The 18,735-nt window shown below is 59.1% G+C and carries 21 protein-coding genes; 16 read left to right on the plus strand and 5 right to left on the minus strand.

Annotated features, from left to right (window positions below):
* Positions 1-35: 35 nt before the first annotated feature.
* The 16 genes from CBB62_04630 to CBB62_04705 all read left to right on the plus strand — a co-directional run bounded on the left by CBB62_04630 (position 36) and on the right by CBB62_04705 (position 16,212).
* Positions 36-518: a 50S ribosomal protein L15 gene (locus tag CBB62_04630; GenBank protein ID OUT41619.1), complete on the plus strand. Its 483-nt coding sequence runs from the start codon at positions 36-38 to the stop codon at positions 516-518.
* Positions 519-737: 219 nt separating this feature from the next.
* Positions 738-2,084 (plus strand): preprotein translocase subunit SecY, encoded by a 1,347-nt coding sequence (locus CBB62_04635; GenBank protein OUT41620.1) that lies wholly within the window; start codon positions 738-740, stop codon positions 2,082-2,084.
* Positions 2,085-2,088: 4 nt separating this feature from the next.
* Positions 2,089-2,703, plus strand: a complete 615-nt coding sequence (locus CBB62_04640) for an adenylate kinase (GenBank protein ID OUT41621.1) — start codon at positions 2,089-2,091, stop codon at positions 2,701-2,703.
* A 326-nt stretch (positions 2,704-3,029) separates the two neighbouring features.
* Positions 3,030-3,398: a 30S ribosomal protein S13 gene (locus tag CBB62_04645; GenBank protein OUT41622.1), complete on the plus strand. Its 369-nt coding sequence runs from the start codon at positions 3,030-3,032 to the stop codon at positions 3,396-3,398.
* A gap of 2 nt (positions 3,399-3,400) precedes the next feature.
* Complete coding sequence (locus CBB62_04650) at positions 3,401-3,799, plus strand: 30S ribosomal protein S11 (GenBank protein ID OUT41623.1); 399 nt, start codon at positions 3,401-3,403, stop codon at positions 3,797-3,799.
* Between the two features lie 262 nt (positions 3,800-4,061).
* Positions 4,062-5,078, plus strand: coding sequence for a DNA-directed RNA polymerase subunit alpha (locus tag CBB62_04655; protein OUT42644.1), 1,017 nt, complete (start codon positions 4,062-4,064; stop codon positions 5,076-5,078).
* A 257-nt stretch (positions 5,079-5,335) separates the two neighbouring features.
* Positions 5,336-5,758: a 50S ribosomal protein L17 gene (locus CBB62_04660; GenBank protein OUT41624.1), complete on the plus strand. Its 423-nt coding sequence runs from the start codon at positions 5,336-5,338 to the stop codon at positions 5,756-5,758.
* A complete protein-coding gene (locus CBB62_04665; protein OUT41625.1) occupies positions 5,721-6,059 on the plus strand; it encodes a hypothetical protein in 339 nt (112 codons plus the stop codon). The genes CBB62_04660 and CBB62_04665 overlap by 38 nt, the downstream gene beginning before the upstream one ends.
* Before the next feature lie 156 nt (positions 6,060-6,215).
* Complete coding sequence (locus tag CBB62_04670; protein ID OUT41626.1) at positions 6,216-7,643, plus strand: serine protease; 1,428 nt, start codon at positions 6,216-6,218, stop codon at positions 7,641-7,643.
* Between the two features lie 5 nt (positions 7,644-7,648).
* Positions 7,649-8,983: an AAA family ATPase gene (locus tag CBB62_04675; protein ID OUT41627.1), complete on the plus strand. Its 1,335-nt coding sequence runs from the start codon at positions 7,649-7,651 to the stop codon at positions 8,981-8,983.
* A 10-nt stretch (positions 8,984-8,993) separates the two neighbouring features.
* Entirely contained in the window at positions 8,994-9,386 is a 393-nt protein-coding gene (locus CBB62_04680) for a hypothetical protein (protein OUT41628.1), read from the plus strand.
* Complete coding sequence (locus tag CBB62_04685) at positions 9,383-10,405, plus strand: RNA pseudouridine synthase (GenBank protein OUT41629.1); 1,023 nt, start codon at positions 9,383-9,385, stop codon at positions 10,403-10,405. Before CBB62_04680 ends, CBB62_04685 begins: the two co-directional genes overlap by 4 nt.
* Positions 10,406-10,693: 288 nt before the next feature.
* Positions 10,694-12,469, plus strand: a complete 1,776-nt coding sequence (locus CBB62_04690; protein OUT41630.1) for a hypothetical protein — start codon at positions 10,694-10,696, stop codon at positions 12,467-12,469.
* Positions 12,470-12,631: 162 nt separating this feature from the next.
* On the plus strand, positions 12,632-13,417 hold the full coding sequence (locus CBB62_04695) for a hypothetical protein (protein ID OUT41631.1): 786 nt from the start codon (positions 12,632-12,634) through the stop codon (positions 13,415-13,417).
* Entirely contained in the window at positions 13,414-15,492 is a 2,079-nt protein-coding gene (locus CBB62_04700) for a hypothetical protein (protein ID OUT41632.1), read from the plus strand. The genes CBB62_04695 and CBB62_04700 overlap by 4 nt, the downstream gene beginning before the upstream one ends.
* Positions 15,493-15,513: 21 nt before the next feature.
* Positions 15,514-16,212 (plus strand): hypothetical protein, encoded by a 699-nt coding sequence (locus CBB62_04705; GenBank protein OUT41633.1) that lies wholly within the window; start codon positions 15,514-15,516, stop codon positions 16,210-16,212.
* 12 nt (positions 16,213-16,224) lie between these two features.
* Here CBB62_04705 and CBB62_04710 read toward each other — a convergent pair whose 3' ends face one another.
* From CBB62_04710 to CBB62_04730, 5 genes are all read right to left on the minus strand, one after another.
* Entirely contained in the window at positions 16,225-16,503 is a 279-nt protein-coding gene (locus CBB62_04710) for a hypothetical protein (GenBank protein ID OUT41634.1), read from the minus strand.
* A 37-nt stretch (positions 16,504-16,540) separates the two neighbouring features.
* Positions 16,541-17,038 (minus strand): hypothetical protein, encoded by a 498-nt coding sequence (locus CBB62_04715; protein ID OUT41635.1) that lies wholly within the window; start codon positions 17,036-17,038, stop codon positions 16,541-16,543.
* A gap of 41 nt (positions 17,039-17,079) precedes the next feature.
* A complete protein-coding gene (locus CBB62_04720) occupies positions 17,080-17,559 on the minus strand; it encodes a hypothetical protein (protein OUT41636.1) in 480 nt (159 codons plus the stop codon).
* 22 nt (positions 17,560-17,581) lie between these two features.
* Positions 17,582-18,004 carry a hypothetical protein gene (locus CBB62_04725; GenBank protein ID OUT41637.1) on the minus strand — a complete coding sequence of 141 codons (423 nt, stop codon included), beginning with the start codon at positions 18,002-18,004 and terminating at the stop codon, positions 17,582-17,584.
* Positions 18,005-18,105: 101 nt separating this feature from the next.
* On the minus strand, positions 18,106-18,624 hold the full coding sequence (locus CBB62_04730) for a hypothetical protein (GenBank protein ID OUT41638.1): 519 nt from the start codon (positions 18,622-18,624) through the stop codon (positions 18,106-18,108).
* Positions 18,625-18,735 lie beyond the last annotated feature (111 nt).

The following is an 18,735-nucleotide window of genomic DNA, read 5'->3' on the forward strand; positions in this document are numbered from 1 at the left end:
GGCCCGGGATTTCGCCACGAACAGGAATTCGTGACATGAAACTGAACGAAATTCGCGATAATGAAGGCGCTCGCAAGGACCGCACCCGCGTTGGCCGTGGTATTGGTTCCGGCAAGGGCAAAACCGGCGGCCGTGGTGTCAAAGGCCAGAAGTCGCGGACTGGTGTCGCGATCAAGGGTTTTGAAGGCGGTCAAATGCCGATCTACCGCCGTCTGCCGAAGCGTGGGTTCAACAACAAGAACTTCCGCACCGAGTATGCCGTGGTCAATATCGGTCGTCTGCAGTCAGCTATCGATGCTGGCAAAATCGACGCTAAAAAGCCGATTAATGCAGAAGTTCTGCAGGCTGCCGGTCTCGTCGGCAACCTGAAAGCAGGTGTCCGCCTGCTGGCCAAGGGCGAGCTGAAGGCAAAAGTCGATATGGAAGTCGCGCGCGCTTCTGCGGCTGCTGTTGAAGCTGTCGAAAAGGCTGGTGGCAAAATCACCCAGACAGTGACTGTTGAAGACACTGCCGAGTAAGTCCTGATCGGGGTCGGATCGAGTTTTCGGTCGTAATACCGTGATTTGACCCCATCTAGAAATTCGTGTTGATCTGGCGCGCTGTTTTTTCCGGCCTGAAACCGGGATATATCCAGCGCGCTTTTCAACGTCATCGGCGCCGGTAACCGGCGCATATCACAGTTCAGCGCCGACCCAAACGGCGCGTGCAACACAGTAACGCAAGGCTAAGACCGAACCATGGCATCAGCGGCAGAACAACTGGCGGCCAATATTAATTTCGGCGCTTTTGCGAAGGCTACAGAGCTCAAGAAGCGTATTCTCTTCACCCTGGCCGCACTTGTTGTCTACCGGATCGGCACTTACCTGCCGCTGCCCGGTATCGATACCCAGATTATGGATGACATCTTCAACCAGAACCAGGGCGGTATTCTGGGGATGCTTGATGTCTTTGCCGGTGGCGCCTTCGGCCGGATGAGCATTTTCGCGCTCAATATCATGCCGTATATCTCGGCCTCGATCATCATGCAGTTGATGACCAGTGTGTCGCCTAAGATGGAAGCCCTCAAGAAAGAGGGTGAGAGCGGTCGCAAGACCATCAACCAGTACACCCGTTACCTGACGGTTCTGCTCGCCACGTTCCAGGCCTATGGTCTGGCGATCGGCATGGAAAACCTGACCACCGCTGCCGGTCAGTCCGCCGTCTTCGATCCGGGCATGTTCTTCCGTGCGACCGCGGTTATTACCCTGCTGGGTGGTACTATGTTCCTGATGTGGCTCGGTGAGCAGATCACCGCCCGCGGGATCGGTAACGGCATCTCACTGATCATCTTTGCCGGTATTGTCGCCGAGCTGCCGCGCTCGCTCGCCTTCCTGTTTGAGCAGGTCCGTATCGGCGCCATGTCGGTTGCCGTCCTGTTCGGCATCGTGATCATGGTGGTTTCGGTTATCGCCTTTGTCGTGTTTATGGAGCGCGCCCAGCGCCGGGTTATCGTCCAGTATCCCAAGCGCCAAATGGGCAACCGCATGTATGGCGGCGACAGCACCCACCTGCCGTTGAAGCTCAACACCTCTGGTGTTATCCCACCGATCTTCGCCTCTGCGCTCCTGCTGCTGCCGCTGTCTGCCGTTGGCCTCGCCGGTGGTACCGGACCGGGCTGGCTGCAATCCATGAGCGCGATGCTCCAGCATGGCCAGCCGCTGTTCATGGCGCTCTATGCCGGCCTGATCGTGTTCTTCGCCTTCTTCTATACCGCGATTACCTTCAACCCCGGTGAGGTTGCCGATAATCTGCGCAAATATGGCGGTTTCGTACCGGGCACGCGCCCAGGGCAGAATACAGCCGACTACCTTGAGCGCATCCTGAACCGGATCACGGTGATTGGTGCTGCCTATCTGGTGGTGGTCTGTATGATCCCTGAATTGCTGATTTCCCAGAATGCATCCGTGCCATTCTATTTTGGCGGTACCAGCCTGCTGATTGTGGTAACGGTTACCATGGATACCGTCAGCCAGATCCATTCCCATATGCTGGCGCACCAGTATGAAGGTCTGGTCAAAAAATCAAAATTGCGGGGGAGACGATAAGATAATGAAGCTGATCATGTTCGGACCGCCCGGGGCCGGCAAAGGCACCCAGGCAGCACGCCTCGAAGAGCGTTATGGCCTCAAGCAACTGTCCACCGGCGATATGCTGCGTGCGGCTGTGGCCAGCGGCTCTGACCTCGGTAAAGAGGTGCAGGCAATCATTGACGCCGGTGATCTCGTCTCCGACGACATCATGGTGCGCATGATCGAACAGCGCATTGCTCAGGACGATTGCGCCAAGGGCTTCATTCTTGACGGTTTCCCACGCACCGAGGCACAGGCGGAAGCACTGGACACGATGCTTGGCAAGTCCGGTAGTAAAATCGATGCCGTGCTGGTGATGGAAGTCGATGAGGAAGAGTTGTTCAGCCGCATCGAAACCCGCGCCAAGGAAGCTGGCAACAGCGCCCGCGCCGATGATAACGCCGAGACCCTGCGCAAGCGGCTCGGCGTTTACAAAGAACAGACAGCACCGGTACTGCCTTTCTATGAGGCAAAAGGCGTGCTGCACAAGATCGATGGTATGGCATCAATGGATGATGTGACGCGTCAGATCGAAGGGGCTCTTGGCCTCGGCGGCGGCCCGGCACCTCGTCAAACCGCTGCACCGGGTATGTAATAAGGTTCCGGCCGCTTTGAAAAAAGTTCAAGGCCGGGTCCTGCTTTCACCTCTGTTGCTTGACAGGAGGGGGGGTATTCATATACTCCGCTCCAATCCGGCAACGGCGATGTTTTTGTCACACCGATCTGGTGGCCACTGGCCATTGGCTGGCGTGACACGCTGAACCGCTGAAAACCGGGATTTCGAATTCCGCGACAGTGGCTTTTTGAACCGATTTAATTGGTCCGGTTTTCGGGCTGATGTAATCAGGCCAGATATGGCCGCTTGTTTTGAACCTTTCGCCTGCACCCGATAGGGGCCGGCATGATGTATGGAGACGTAACGTGGCACGTATTGCTGGCGTTAACATTCCGACCAATAAGCGAGTGGAGATTGCTCTCCGCTACATTCACGGCATTGGCCCGCACTCTGCGCGCCAGATCTGTGAAAAGCTCGGAATTGAAACTGCAACCCGGGTAAACCAACTGAGCGAAGATCAGGTCGTTCGCATCCGTGAAACCATTGACGGCGATTATGCTGTTGAGGGTGACCTGCGCCGCGAAGTGGCTATGAACATCAAGCGCCTCATGGATATGGGCTGCAATCGCGGTCTGCGCCATCGTCGTGGCTTGCCTGTTCGTGGTCAGCGTACCCATACCAATGCCCGTACCCGCAAGGGCCCGGCCAAACCAATCGCTGGTAAGAAGAAATAATCATGGCTAAACAGACTCAAGCCGCTGGCCGCGTCCGCCGCCGCGAGCGTAAAAACATCTCAGCCGGTCTGGCGCATGTGAACGCGACCTTCAACAACACGTTGATCACGATCACTGACGCACAGGGCAATGCCATTTCCTGGTCCTCCGCTGGCAGCCAAGGTTTCAAAGGCTCGCGGAAATCGACCCCTTATGCCGCACAGGTTGCAGCAGAAGACGCCGGTCGCAAGGCTCAGGAACACGGCATGAAAACCCTCGACGTTACCGTCAAGGGCCCTGGTTCAGGCCGTGAGAGCGCTCTGCGCGCCCTGCAGTCCATCGGCTTTACCATCAACAGCATTCGCGACGTCACCCCGATCCCGCACAACGGTGTTCGTCCGCCGAAAAAACGCCGCGTCTGATACGCGCTGTTGATTGTTTTCAAGAGTTTTGGCGCCGGTTTTCGTGACCGGCGTCAATTGCTGCGCCAACCACAGCATTGATCCTGAACGGGGTGGCTTTGGGTTTCACGACCCAGCCCGTACAGGATCGGGACAGGAAGGCGCTTTTCGGTACCCGAACTGCCCGGATTACCGATTGACCTCAACGGCAGAGGTTTTCCCTCAACCGGCCAGCCAGCCGGTGACGGAATACCGACAATGATAGAGGTGGCTAGAAACCATGATCTTACAAAAAAACTGGCAAGAACTGATCAAGCCGAACCAGCCAATGGTTCAACTCGGCGACGATCCAAGCCGCAGTGCATCAATCACCATCGAACCACTTGAGCGCGGCTTTGGCCTGACGCTCGGTAACGCGCTGCGTCGCGTTCTGCTGTCTTCCCTGCAGGGTGCTGCTGTGACCTCGATCCAGATCGAGGGCGTGCTGCACGAGTTCTCTTCCATCCCCGGTGTCCGCGAAGACGTCACCGACATCGTCCTGAACATCAAGACCCTGGCGCTGCGCATGCACGCCGAAGGCACCAAGCGCATGCGTCTGGTTGCCGAAGGTCCTGGCGAAGTTACCGCCAAAATGATCGAGACCGGTGCCGACATCGAAATCATGAATGGCGATCTGGTGCTCTGCACCCTCGATGCCGATGCCAAGCTGGTCATGGAAATGACCGTCGAGACCGGCAGCGGTTATCGTCCGGCAGCTCAGAACCGTCCGGAAGATGCGCCGATTGGCCTGATCCCTGTGGACAGCGTTTTCTCTCCAATCCGTAAAGTTGCCTATAAGGTCGACAACACCCGGGTTGGTCAGATCACCGATTATGACAAGCTCTCTGTCAGCATCGAAACCAACGGTGCGGTGTCGCCTGAAGATGCGCTGGCACTTGCTGCCCGCATCATGCAGGACCAGCTGCAGGTCTTCATCAACTTCGAAGAGCCGAAGGAAGAGCGTCAGGAAGAAGAAGGCGGCGAGCTGCCATTCTCCAAACACCTGCTGCGCAAGGTTGATGAGCTTGAGCTGTCTGTCCGTTCGGCCAACTGCCTCAAGAACGACAACATCGTTTATATCGGTGATCTGGTTCAGAAGACCGAAGCCGAAATGCTGCGCACCCCGAACTTCGGTCGCAAGTCTCTCAACGAGATCAAGGAAGTGCTGAGCCAGATGGGTCTGCACCTTGGTATGGAAGTCGAGAGCTGGCCACCAGACAACATCGAAGAACTGGCCAAAAAGCTCGAAGAGCCCTTCTGAGCCGGTCATTGAGTTATCCATCCCCGCCTGATCCGGCGGGGATGGGGTTCCTCACCGTCATCCCTGCGAAAGCAGGGATCTGGCAGTGATGGATAAAGATTCCAGCTTTCGCTGGAATGACGTAACAGGATCAGGAATTTCGGGTCGTGGTGACCCATCCTGGCGATACTGGTCTGATCCGGGTCGTCAGATACGCAATCGGCAACTGTGACTGCGATCACCGATGCCGGCTTAGACAAGAAAGAAGGAGTGTTCCCATGCGACATCGTCGTACAGGCCGTAAGTTCAACCGTGATGCCAGCCACCGTAAAGCGCTGCTCACCAACCTGTCCAAATCACTGATCCAGCACGAGCAGATTGTTACCACCCTGCCAAAAGCCAAGGATCTGCGCCGCGTGGTTGAGCGCCTTATTACCCTTGGTAAAAAAGGTGGCGTTGCCAATCGCCGTCTTGCTTTCGCTACCCTGCGTGATGACGCGCTGGTTGCGAAACTGTTCGATACCCTTGGCCCACGCTATGAAGAGCGTCCAGGCGGTTACACCCGTGTTATGAAAGCGGGCTTCCGTTATGGCGACAGCGCGCCAATGGCTGTTATCGAACTCGTTGACCGTGATCCGGCCGCCAAAGGATCCGATCAGGTTGATGCTGCTGATGCCGGTGACGCCGCAGATGCTGCGTAATATCATTCTTCCCGGTGCGATTGTGCGACTTCAGGCGCTGGCCATTCTGGCGCTTGGTTTCGTGCTGCTCGTCGGTTGTGCCGAGTTCCAGCGTATGGATACCGGCATTGAGCCATCCGAGCGCGAGCAGATCGATGCCTGCCTCAATTCATGTGAGCGGGATCATTCAATCTGTATGGAAAGCGCGGGCGCACAACGCAGCTCCGGTACCTCATTCGGGGCAGCACAGGAATGTGACCGCGGTCTGAGCGCCTGTTTCAGACTGTGCCGTGACCTTGGCCAGCAGCCATCACGCTTCTAGGCTGACAATATTATTCTTATCCGAAAACGCGGCTCTGGTTCTCAGGCCGCGTTTTCTTTTTGTGCGGCATGCTGGCGGCAAATCTGGAAACCGTCGCTCAGAAGCACTAGGTTTCAGGTCTGTACCTTTCCGGATTTTAATTTCAGGCATCGACCATTGTCCAGTCTGCGTTCTCTTCTTGCTGCATTGCTTGTGCTGTTGCCGATCACGGCCCAGACCCATGCCCAGGCCCAAACCCTGATCGAGGAACCAAAAGCGGTTCCGCAGACCCGTGAGCAGATACAGCTGTCCTACGCCCCTCTGGTCCGGGAGGCAGCCCCGGCGGTGGTCAATATCTATACCAGCAAACAGGTGCGCCGCCCGGTCAACCCGCTGTTCAACGATCCGTTCTTCCGCCGCTTCTTTGGCGATCTGCGCCCGCAGCAACAGGAAGAGCAGCAGAATTCTCTCGGCTCCGGCGTGATCGTGCGACCGGAAGGGCTGATCGTTACCAATGAGCATGTGATACAGGGCGCGGACGAGATCCGGGTCGTGCTCTCCGACCGCCGCGAGTTTGCCGCCGAGGTGGTGGTCGAGGATGAGCGCACAGACCTCGCCGTGGTTCGCATCATCGACCAGATGAGTGAGCCGCTGCCAGCGCTCGAATTTGCCGATAGCGATAATGCCGAGGTCGGCGATCTGGTGCTGGCCATCGGTAATCCCTTCGGTGTCGGCCAGACGGTGACCAGCGGCATCGTCTCGGCCTTGGCACGAACCGATGTTGGGGTGACCGATTACTCGTTCTTCATCCAGACCGATGCCGCGATCAATCCGGGCAATTCCGGTGGTGCACTGCTCGGGCTGGACGGCAAGCTCTTGGGGATCAATAGCGCGATTTTCTCCCGTGATGGCGGGTCACTTGGTATCGGCTTTGCCATCCCGGCGAATATGGTGCGTACCGTCGTGCTCGCGGCAGAGCAGGGCGGTGATCTGCGCCGTCCGTGGATCGGCGCCAGCGGCCAGCCGGTGACGCCGGATCTGATGCGTGCCATTGGTATCGACCGTCCGGCTGGCGTCATGCTGACCCGCATCCATCCCGGCAGTCCGGCGGCTCGGGCCGGGCTGGAAATCGGTGACGTGCTGCTGGCACTCAACAACCGCTCGGTCGATGATCCGAAGGCTTTGCGCTTCCGGGTGGCGACTGCGGTGGCCAATAAGCCGACCACCATCCAGTTCTGGCGTGATGGCAAGCCGATGAATGCCTCGATCACGCCGGTGTTCCCGCCCTTCGATCCGCCACCCGATACCACCCTGCTCGGTGGTCAGCACCCGCTCTCCGGTATCTCGGTTTCCAACCTGTCGCCCGGACTCGCCGACCAGATCGGCTTTGCGGGCGATCCGGAAGGGGTCATCATCTTTGAAATTGCCGCGCGCAGCCCGGCGCGCCGGGTCGGCTTCCGCCCCGGTGATGTGGTGCTCTCGCTCAACGGTGCGGATATCCAGTCGGTAAAACAACTGGCAGCCCTGCTACGGGAGCAGTTCACTGTCTGGGATATTTCAGTTCGTCGCGGTGACCGCGTGATCAACGCTGTATTCAGGTCCTGATCCCGATGGCTGCAGCACCGTCCCAAACCAATGCCGGTCTGTTTGCCGATGATGCGCCGCGTCCTCTGGCCGATCGCCTGCGCCCGGTGGCCCTGACCGATATCGTCGGTCAGGATCACCTCGTCGGGGAAGAGGGCACGCTGATCCGCCTTCTGCATGGTGACCAGCTGCCATCGCTGATTTTCTGGGGCCCGCCCGGTTGCGGCAAGACCTCGATTGCCCGCCTGATTGCCGGGCATACCGATCTTGAGTTTGAACCATTGTCGGCGGTGTTCTCCGGTGTGGCCGATCTGCGCAAGGTGTTTGATCGAGCGCGGCAGCGCCGGGATGCCGGGCGCGGTACCCTGCTGTTTGTCGACGAGATACACCGGTTCAACCGCGCCCAGCAGGATGCCTTCCTGCCCTATGTGGAGGAGGGGCTGGTCACCCTCGTGGGTGCTACGACCGAGAACCCGTCCTTCGAGTTGAACGCCGCGCTGCTGTCGCGCTGTCATGTACTGGTGCTGAAACGGCTTGAGAGCGCGGCGCTGGGACTTCTCCTGCAACGGGCCGAGGCGATCATCGGCACCAAGCTGCCGGTGGATGAGCAGGCGCGGGAGACCCTGATCGCCATGGCTGATGGCGATGGGCGCTATCTGATCAATCTGGTGGAGCAGATCAAGGGGCTGGACCAGACGCTGGATACTGCGGGGCTGATGGAGCGCCTGCAGAAACGGGCACCGATCTATGACAAGGGGCAGGAGAGCCACTACAACCTGATTTCCGCCCTGCATAAATCCGTGCGTGGCTCCGATGCCGATGCGGCGCTGTACTGGCTGGCGCGCATGTTCGCCGGGGGCGAGGACCCGCATTATGTGGCGCGCCGCATGGTGCGAATGGCGGTGGAGGATATTGGCCTCGCCGATCCGCAGGCAGCCGGTGTGACGCTGGAAGCCTGGCAGATTTATGAGCGTCTCGGTTCGCCCGAGGGTGAGCTGGCACTGGCGCAGGCGATCATCTATCTCGCGACCGCGCCGAAGAGCAATGCTGCCTATTCGGCATTCAAATCGGCGGTCCGGTCGGCGAAGGAGACCGGCTCTCTCAACCCGCCTGCTCATATCCTCAACGCCCCGACCAAGCTGATGAAGGAAATCGGTTATGGTGCGGGCTATGCCTATGACCATGATCAGGCGGATGGCTTCTCCGGGCAGAACTATTTCCCCGACGGTATGCCGCGCCAGCAGTTCTATCAGCCCGTGGAACGGGGCTTCGAGCGCGAGATCAACAAACGGCTGAATTACTGGAACCGCTTGCGTCAACAGCGTTCAGGCGGTACGGACACAGGCTCCGATACAGAATAGACATATCCAGATGAGTATTGCCCTGAGCCAGATTTCCGTTGTTGCCGCTGGCGGTGCCCTTGGTGCCGCCGGGCGTTTTGCCGTCGGCAGCCTGATGGGGCACTGGCTTGGGCCGGACTATCCTTGGGGTACACTGACCGTGAATATTCTTGGCTCGATTGCCATGGGGCTGCTGATCGGTCTGTTTGCCCATTTTGGCACGACCCAGAGCATCCGCCTGTTTCTGGCGGTCGGTTTTCTGGGCGCCTTCACGACGTTTTCCACCTTCTCGCTCGATGTCATCACCCTGATCGAACGGGGTGAGACGACATTCTCCGCGCTCTATATCGCGGGATCGATGGTCGGCGCGATTGGCGGGTTGTTCCTCGGCCTCTATCTCACACGCATGGTATTCTCCCAATGAGCGAGCAAGCGACAGGCGGCAGCGGCGTACAGCAGCGTACGGTCAGTGGTGACGAGCATGACATGCGCCTCGACCGCTGGTTCAAACAGCATTTTCCCGGCCTGAGCCACGGTCAGTTGGAAAAGCTGCTGCGCAAGGGGCAAATCCGGGTCGATGGCGGGCGGGTCAAGGCCAGCACGCGGGTTGAGCGTGGGCAGACCGTGCGCATCCCGCCCATGCCTGCTGACAAGTTGGCGCAGGCAGACAAGGCCAAGGCAAAATCGGCTGCCCGGCCAAAGCCGGAGGACCGTGAGGCCATCGAGCGGATGGTGCTGTTTCAGGACGCCCATGTGCTGGTCCTGAACAAGCCCCATGGTCTGGCGGTACAGGGCGGCAGCGGCCAGAAGCGCCATATCGATGGCATGCTGGCTGCATTGGAAAAGAATGGTGAGCGGCCCAAGCTGGTGCACCGGCTCGACAAGGATACCAGCGGTGTCCTGATCCTCGGCAAGACGGCCAAGGCAACCCGCGCCCTGACCGCGGCTTTCCGTGCCCGCGACAGCTTCAAACTCTATTGGGCGATCACTGTCGGCACGCCGTCACCGTCCGAAGGCGATATCGATGCCGCACTGGCCAAAGCCGGTGGCCCCGGCAACGAGAAGATGAGCGGCGATGATGAGGCAGGCAAGCGGGCGATTACCCGCTATGCCACCATCGATAATGCGGCAAAACAGGCGGCCTGGGTCGCGCTGCGCCCGATCACCGGTCGTACCCACCAGCTGCGGGCGCATCTGCAGATGATCGGCACGCCCATTCTCGGCGATGGCAAATATGGCGGGGCGGATGCGCAGATGAATGACATGTCGCGCAAGCTGCACCTCCATGCCCAGCGTCTGATCCTGCCACATCCAGCAGGCGGCATGATTGATGTCGAGGCACCGCCGCCACCGCATTTCATCGAGACGATGAAGGCGTTCGGCTTTGTCCTCGGTGACGGTCGCGAGGGCTATGAACGCATTGTTGATGCCGAATCACCCTGATCTCAAGCGTCAATGATTCGCTGAAAATAGCTGTGCGTAACCGCCTGTTACCACGATCCCACGGACAAATTTGCCGGGTTGTGGGTCAAGTGAGTCGTAAATCACACAGTTTGATTCGCCCGGTCACGGGTTTTCGCCATTCCCGGATTGCCGGTCATAATTGCTGTTGCAGGCCGCCTCAAACCGCTCATACCCTTACCGCCAGTGAATAGAAGGGATGAACCAATGTGGCAGAAGGCTCCATCTTTGCGCGTTATGGCGTTGGTCTCGGTCGCGGCAGGATTGGGAGTGCTCTCAGGGTGCTCGCAATTCGACCAGCCAACGCCGCGCTATTGGGAAGTCCGTGAGATTGCTCCGCCGATCACGGCGATTGAGGTGGCTCCTCAATTTGGGCAGCCGACATTCACTGCGGGTGGTCCGCCGGTCTTTGCCGGTATGCCGCCTGATCCACGGGCAACGGTTCCGTTGCCGGTCATGATGGGTGGCGAGCCAGCGGCTACTGGCCCGTTCCATCACCGGCATATCAATCGCACCTATCGGATGGGTGCGCAGCAGGCAACCGATGTTGTGCCATCCGGCGCGCCCTATGTCGCGCCGCAGATGTCCAATGCGCCAACCCATGTGTTCCAACCGGGCCAGTTCCAGCAACTGACTACGGACCACAGCTATTCCGTCTATGGCGGTACCTATCCGCTGATGGATGAGGCGCCACGCTACGGCATGGTCGGTGCACAGGATCAGCAGCAATATGCGCAGGCGCATCCGCTCTACGATGTTTTGCCGCCGAATGACCCGAACAATCCGCTGCATCAGGTGCCCCAGCGCGCCGGCAGTGTTGAGCTCGGTCCGCCACGCTATTACGCAGCGCCCGTTCTGGCGCCGGTAAGCCGTCAGCCACCGTCGATTGTCGTGCAGGGGCAGCCCTATGTTCACGGCGCGCCCGGTATCGGTACCGGTATGCCGCCACGCGCTGCCGGTTATATCGGTCAGTATGACGAGATGCGCGGTGGGCAGGGTTATGCCGTGGCACAGCAGCCGATGCCTGCTGCCGGGTATCTCGATCCGCGCCGTGATCCCGCACGTCCCGAGCCTGTGCTCCTCGACGGTGTACGTCCGAATTATCCGCTCGATCCGCGTATGAGCGGGCCGGGTATGTCATCCGGTGGGTACGGTGTAGTCGGCTCGATCGCTGGCCAGCCCGGCCAGCATCCGGCCTATGGTGCCCATGATCCGCTCGATGCCGGGGCAACTTTCCGCTATCCGGCGCAACCGGTTCACGGCTCCATGCAGGGCTTGCTGACCGCGCCGCAGACCGGTCCGGGGGCTGTCGGTACCAGTTTTATCGATCCGACCACCGGCCACCCGCGTGATTTTCGCCATGTGGTGCTGACGCCTGAGACCATGGACCCGCGCAATGTCAATCGCCGGGCGCTGGATCGTATGTCCGCCATGTCGCTGCGTGGCTATACCGAGGAGAAAACCCTCGGCAATGGCACCATGCGCGCACCAGCGGGTAACCCGACCCAGGGCATGACCGGTGCCAAGGCTGCACCATACTGGCAGATGATCGCCGATGATATCGCCGAGCAGATGTTCTACACCGGCGCGCCGGGTCGTGAGTTCTTCTATATCGAGCCGGGCACGGCGTTCCGTAACCGGGTGCCGGATAATGTGTTCCGCGACCATCTGGCGAAAGCACTGCGTCAGCGCGGTGCGCAGATCGCGCCGGGGCCGGAATACGCTACTGCCTTCGTCCGCATCAAGGTGGATATGTTCGACCTGAATCCGCTGGCCTTCAGCGGCAGGCTGAACCCACCTGACTACACCCCGCTGTTCCGCGACAGTGGCCACATGATGCTGGTTCTGGATCGGGGCGTTACCGAAACCCGTGGCCGGGATCTGGTGCCGACCAACAATCCGAACCTCGGCTATCCGACCCTGTCCGGTACCGATCCGTTCCTGCGTCCCTTCACCGGGATCATGGCCAGCGGCCTGATCGAGCGCCGGGGCAAGGCGGCCTACCGGGTCCATGGTGCCTATTACATCGACCGGGGTGACCTCTAGGAACCAGCCAGCAGATACACCAGATACCGGTTTGGAGCGCGCGTATCCCCCTCATCCCCCTCTCCACCCACGCAAGCTCTGACCGGCATATGATGGGATGCTCTTGAAACACAGGGCATCCCATCTGTCTTTTCTGCCTTTGGGAAAACTCATGGTTTTTCGATGGTGGACGCAGATTCCGGCTTTAGGGACGGGGACGTATGGGCTATTCATTCCGGGCGTATATTTTCCGCTGCCCGAAAGTCGATTTCCGACGTGCTCAAGGTTACCCGCCCGGTTCTGATCCTGTTTGATTGTGATGGTACGCTGGTTGACAGCCAGTTCTCGATTATCGCCGCCATGCATGCGGCGTTTCAGGCCGAGAAACTGCCCGTGCCGGATGCCGAGACGGTGCGACGGGTTGTCGGTCTGCCGCTGGTGGAGGCCATTGCCCGTATCGCCAGCGACCAGACTGCTGTGATGGTCGAGCGGCTGGCCGGGCACTACAAGGAAGCGTTTTCCAGCCAGCGCCGGGACGAGAGCCTGCACGAGCCGCTCTATCCCGGTATCGGCGAGGTGGTTATCGAGCTGCACAAGGCCGGCTGTATTGTCGGTGTTGCTACCGGCAAATCCCACCGCGGTCTGGTGGCAACGCTTGAAAAACACCACCTGCTACCACATTTCAGTACTCTACAAACGGCTGATCTCGGTCCCGGCAAGCCGAACCCGGATATGGTTTATCGGGCACTGGGTGAGACCGGTGTCGAGGCAGAAAACTGTGTGATGATCGGCGACACCGTGTTTGATATCGAGATGTCGCGTGCTGCCGGGATTGCCTCGATCGGTGTCAACTGGGGTTATCATCCGGTTGACGAACTGACCGCTGCCGGGGCTGACCGTATCATCCGACAGTCCGACCAAATTATTCCCGCCATAACAGAGCTGCTCAACGGAGCCCTAGAACAATGAAAAAAATCCTGATTGGCTTGCTGGTTATTATCGTCCTGATCGTGGGCGCATTGGCCGCCTTCGTCATGACCTTTGATGTCGAGAAATACCGGCCACAGATCGAGGCGCAGGCAACCAATGCCATCGGTCGCAAGGTCTCCTTTGGCGGTCCGATTTCCATGTCGCTCTGGCCAAGTCTGGCAATTCAGGTTCAGGACATACGTGTTGCCAATCCAACCTGGACGGAAAAACGGTCCATGCTGACCGCCGGGACGATTGATTTCTCCATCGCGATCATGCCACTGCTCCAACGCAAGATCGCCATTGAGCGCGTATTCCTCGACAATATCGAACTGTCCCTTGAAGAGAGCGCGAAAGGCGAGAAGAACTGGCTGCTGCCGATCTTTGACCAGACGGGCAAGCCGGTGGCACAGGAACCGGCACCGGTCCTTGAAGAGGATGGCACCAAGGCACCGCCACTGTCCCTTGATGTGTCCCAGATCACCCTGAGCAATGTGCGGTTCAGCCATCGCCTTGACCGGGCCAATGACACGCCGGTTGTTCATGAATTGCTGTTGAACCGGGTTACGGTCCGTGCACCGGAAAGCCAGCGGATAGGTCTCGATGCTACCGGTGTCTTTGCCGGTGAGGAGTTCAATATCGGTCTGCGCGCTGGTACCCTTGCCGAATTGCAGGCCAAAACACCGTTTCAGGTGGCACTGACCGTTACGGCCGTTGACAGCGATATGGAAGTGCAGGGCACGGTCGATATGTCCGGCCCGCTGACAGCTGATGTCAATCTGGCCATGCAGGGATCACGCTTTGCCGATCTGTCCCGCATCATCGTCAATAACCCGCCATTGCCGGAAGGCGAGCCCTATCGTTTGGTCAGCCGCCTGCAGGTAGCGCCGAACGAATACCAGCTCTCCGGGCTGGTGCTTGAGTTCGGTGAGAGCCGGTTCAATGGCAATTTCAAGTTTGTCATGGAGGATGAGCGGCCGAAGCTGGTGGGCAATATCGTCAGCGAAGTGCTCAATCTTGGTGATTTTGCCATCGCCACCGATGAGACTGCCGCAAATGACGAGGCTGCCCCTGCAGCGGCTGGAACTGCCGCAGCAGCGCCGGCGGCACTGCCATGGCAGGCGCTGGAGACAGCAGATGCCGATGTCACCTTCGATTTCCGCAACCTCACCTCGGTCAATGCGGCCCTCGGCAGCGTCAATGGCCGGGTTGATCTGTCCGGTGGGCGTCTGGTTGTCGAGCCGCTGGTTGCCAATCTGGCTGGCGGGACAATCAATGCGCAGATCATCGCCGAAAGCATTGGCCAGTTTGCGCTCTCCCTGAATGGTGAGCAGATCCGCTGGGGCGAAACCCTGGAGGCGCTCGGCGTATCCAAGGCGCTTGAGGGTGTGACCAATCTGAAGGCGAATGTTCAGGGCCGTGGTCGTCAGGTCGAGCAGTTGCAGCGCAGTCTGCAGGGCGTGATCGAGATCGATGGCGGCAAGGGCTTCCTCAATCTCGACCGGCTGGACAACAAATGGGTCAACAGCATCCGTCAGGCGTCACCATTCACGATCAATACCGAGCGTACGGTGATGAATTGTGCGGTCTCCACCGTCACGATCTCACAGGGCGTTGCTACCATTGCCGATACCTTTATCGATACGGCAGCCCTCAGCATTGCCGCAACCGGTCGTTATGACGTGCCGCCTGCCGACCTCAACATGGTCATGCGGGCGCGCCTGAATACCGGTGCCACCAGCGGCGTGTCTGCGCCGCTCAAGGTGACCGGTACGCCGGGCAATCTGAATATTGCCGTTGATCCACAAGGGCTCGCACAGGGACTGGGCGATATCGTCGGGGTCAATCTCGGCGGGTTCCGTGTCCCGGTTGTCACCGACAATGATGGCGGCGCACAGGCTTGCCGTACGGCCATCAAGCAGGCAGCCAGCCAGCCAGCCGGTTCACCAAGGCAGGCGATACAGGATGCCATCACCAAAGGTGGCTCAAGCGATGCCGTCAAGGAACAGCTCGACAAGCTGCCGGAAGGTGCGGGTAATGCTGTGCGCAGCCTGTTCGACCGGTTTGGCAACTGATCCGATACCGGTAGCAGGGTTATGAAGCGTTTCTACAAGCAGGTCAGTGTCGGGCCAGCCAGCGGTGAACACGGGGGCTATGCCGTCCTGCTCGACGGTCGCCCGATCCGCAGCCCGGCCAAGCGGGCACTGGATGCCCCGACCGAGGCACTGGCACAGGTCATGGCCGAGGAATGGGATGCGCAGGGTGAGCAGATCATCCCGGCGGACATGCCGATCACCGCGCTGACCTATACCGCGCTCGACCATGTCGGTCCCAACCGCGACGCCATCCTTGCCGAGCTTGCCGGATATGGCGAGACCGACCTCATCTGCTATTTCGCTGGCGATGACCGGGAGCTGATGGCCCGGCAGGAAGCGGCATGGCGGCCAATGCTGGTCTGGAGTGAGGGCGATCTCGGTATCCCGCTCAAGGAAACCACGGGCATCATGCCGGTGACGCAGGATGTCGATGTGTCAGCACGGTTCATGAAACATCTGAGCGGTTTCGACGACTGGCGGCTGGCGGCGATTTCCGAGGCGACCAGCCTCAGCGGCTCAATCGTGCTCGGTCTGGCACTGGCACGCGCGGCGATCAGTGCCGATGGCCTCTATCAGGCATCACTGGTCGATGAGCTGTATCAGGCCGAGAACTGGGGCAGCGACCACGAGGCGGATGAACGTCGCCGGAACATCCGTAGCAGTCTGGAAAATGCCGAGCGTTATCTCGGCCTACTCTGACCTGACCTGTTCCTAGCTGTCGTTGGCTGGCTCGTGCTTGGCAAAATCATTGCTCAGATCACGGTGCAGGCGTTTCAGCAGCAGCGCCTCGCGTTCCTCGTTCGGTGCTTCATTGATCGCCTTGATCCGCTTGGTCATCCAGGCATGGGCTTTCAGCTCTTCCGGTTCGTTCTCATCCGGCTGGACGTGATCGAAAACCCGGGTCAGTTCATCGAACTGGCCGCGGTTGAAGGTGTCACCGGAACCGGCGAGCAGGCCTTTGAGGAAATGGGCGAATTGATAGGTTTGCATGAAAGCCGACAGTCTCGGGTGGCGGGGTGAGTGGCCGCTACAGTTTACCCATACCCATCGCAATGTCGAACTTCAGTTTGCCCTTGGCCTCCCGTTCCTGACGGGATCGGCTCAAACCGAGGGCCTTGAACTCGCGTTTGACGTCACCCAGCCAGTGCTCTTCAAACACTGCCTGTGCCCGCGCGTCCAGCGCATCGCGCATATTCGCCAGCTTTTCGTCGAATTTGGGGTTGCCTTCACGCCGTCTGGCACCTGACTTCATGTCAAAGATATTGGTATCCTTGTGGCTGCCGGTGCCCGCCAGTTCATCAAGCAAAGGTACGGCTGCGGTCAGCAGTTCCCGAAAATCCCGGTCCATTGAGCGGCCATCACGCTGCAGCACTTTCTGGATATTGCGAACTGCCTCACCCGCGGCGCGGGCGGCATGGGGATGCGCCTTGCCTTCATTTGGCAGCAGGCGGTCGGCCCGGATCAAGCCGATCAGCTCCAGTGTTACGGCTTCAGCTGAGAGATCATTTTGGTACTGGCCATACATAAGCGGTCACATCGGGTAACAGTAAAAGAATGAGAGGAAGTTTAGCGAAGGGACATGATGATACGACCGGCGAGCTCCTGCTCTTTGGTCGGCTCATAGGCGGGCAGGGCGCGGAAGCCCGGCAGGTACTGTTTTTCAAAAACCTGAGCGGCAGCCCCGCGCATTTCATCTCGGAAAGCAGTGAATTTTTCCTGCCAATCCGGGTTGGCTTTAACATTCAGCGGTACGGCAACGCCGGGCATGGGGCCACTCATGATCGGGCCTTCGGCAATGCTGCTGGCGGTCTTGGCAAGGGATTTGAAGTGACGATGGCTGTCACGCAGGAACTGCAGGGTGTCGCTATCCATAACGCGGCGGTTGCGTTGGATGATGCGGTCAAGATCACGGGCATATTTATGGGCGATCTGGGTGCCCTTGCTGTTATTCTTGCCAAGGTCGAACTGTTCGGCACCGGTGATGACGCCGATCACTTCGAGGGTCAGGGTGTCTGCTGATTTTTTGCGTCCGAATTTGCCAAACATGACTGCTCGCTCGCTTTGTGGGTCAGATATTGGTTGCCGGTGTCGGGCTGGCATCCGGTGTGCGGGTGCCAACGAATTTGCTGGTCGGTTCAACCATGCGCTCGCGGAAGGCGTCGTAAGCGCGATCCCAAGCGGGTTCGGCGCGATAGATCGGAATGGCACCACCGCGTACTGCGTGGAACCGGCCGGTGTGACGACTGCTGGGCTGGTTACCCAGTTTCTGCAAGTGGGTTTTGGCCAACGTCAGAAACTCACGGGTATCGGCGTCGACCGTGCCTTCCTCGCGCACCAAAGCCTTGTCGATCTTTGCGGCCAGTTTCTCACAATGGCTGTTGGCGAGCATGTTGCTGGCGCCGCGCTTGACGTCTTTCAGACCGGTGACCAGTCCGACCACTTCAAGGGACAGGGTTTTGGTGGTTGGACGGCGGAGCAGATCAGCAAACATGGTGATACGGCTTTCGGGTTGTCTTAATTGATGGCGAACCTTAGAGCCGTGCTGTGAAAGCAGCTAACGGCTCTGGTAAAGATTCTTGATTAAAGTGCCGATTACGGTGCTGGTGGTTTGCGCAGATGGCCTTCCATCAGGGCCATTGCTTCCGGCTCGCGCTTGGTTTTCGCAGCCAGTTCTTTCTGGTTCATATTGGCAATCTCACCCCGGATCTGTGGCGCGAACTGGGTTGAGAATACCCGTGTGGCCAGTGTATCCAGCTGGCGGCGTGCCTTGGTATAGCCTTTGGTCCAGGCAGGATCGGGTTCCTGCTCCGGGAAAGCGCCATAAGGGGCGACCACTTCATAACGGCCGGTATCGCGGCTGCTCTTCTGTTGGCCCAACTCGCCGAACAGTTCAGCGCTTTTGGTCAGCAGCTCCTTGACGTCCGGGCTGATGACATGGGCTTCCTTCTTCAGGGCGTTCTGCGCACGTTTGGCGATGCGGGCGACATCATCGGCAGCAAGTGCGTTACCCGCACCCGCCTGCAGTTCTCTCGTACCCTTGATCAGGCCAATAACTTCAAGCGTTACATCTTCTGCATTGGGGCGCAGCCACTTACCAAAACGTGCAAACATCTTTTCTCCCTCGTCAACTGGATTGCTGAGCTGAACATAGGGCAAGCTGAAGAAAGTATGCAGGCAAACTTTGTGTATCGAGTAATGAAAACGCAGAGGCTTTGGCTGTCG

The sequence above is a fragment of the Micavibrio sp. TMED2 genome (genome assembly GCA_002168225.1).
In the GTDB taxonomy this organism is placed as follows: domain Bacteria; phylum Pseudomonadota; class Alphaproteobacteria; order TMED2; family TMED2; genus TMED2.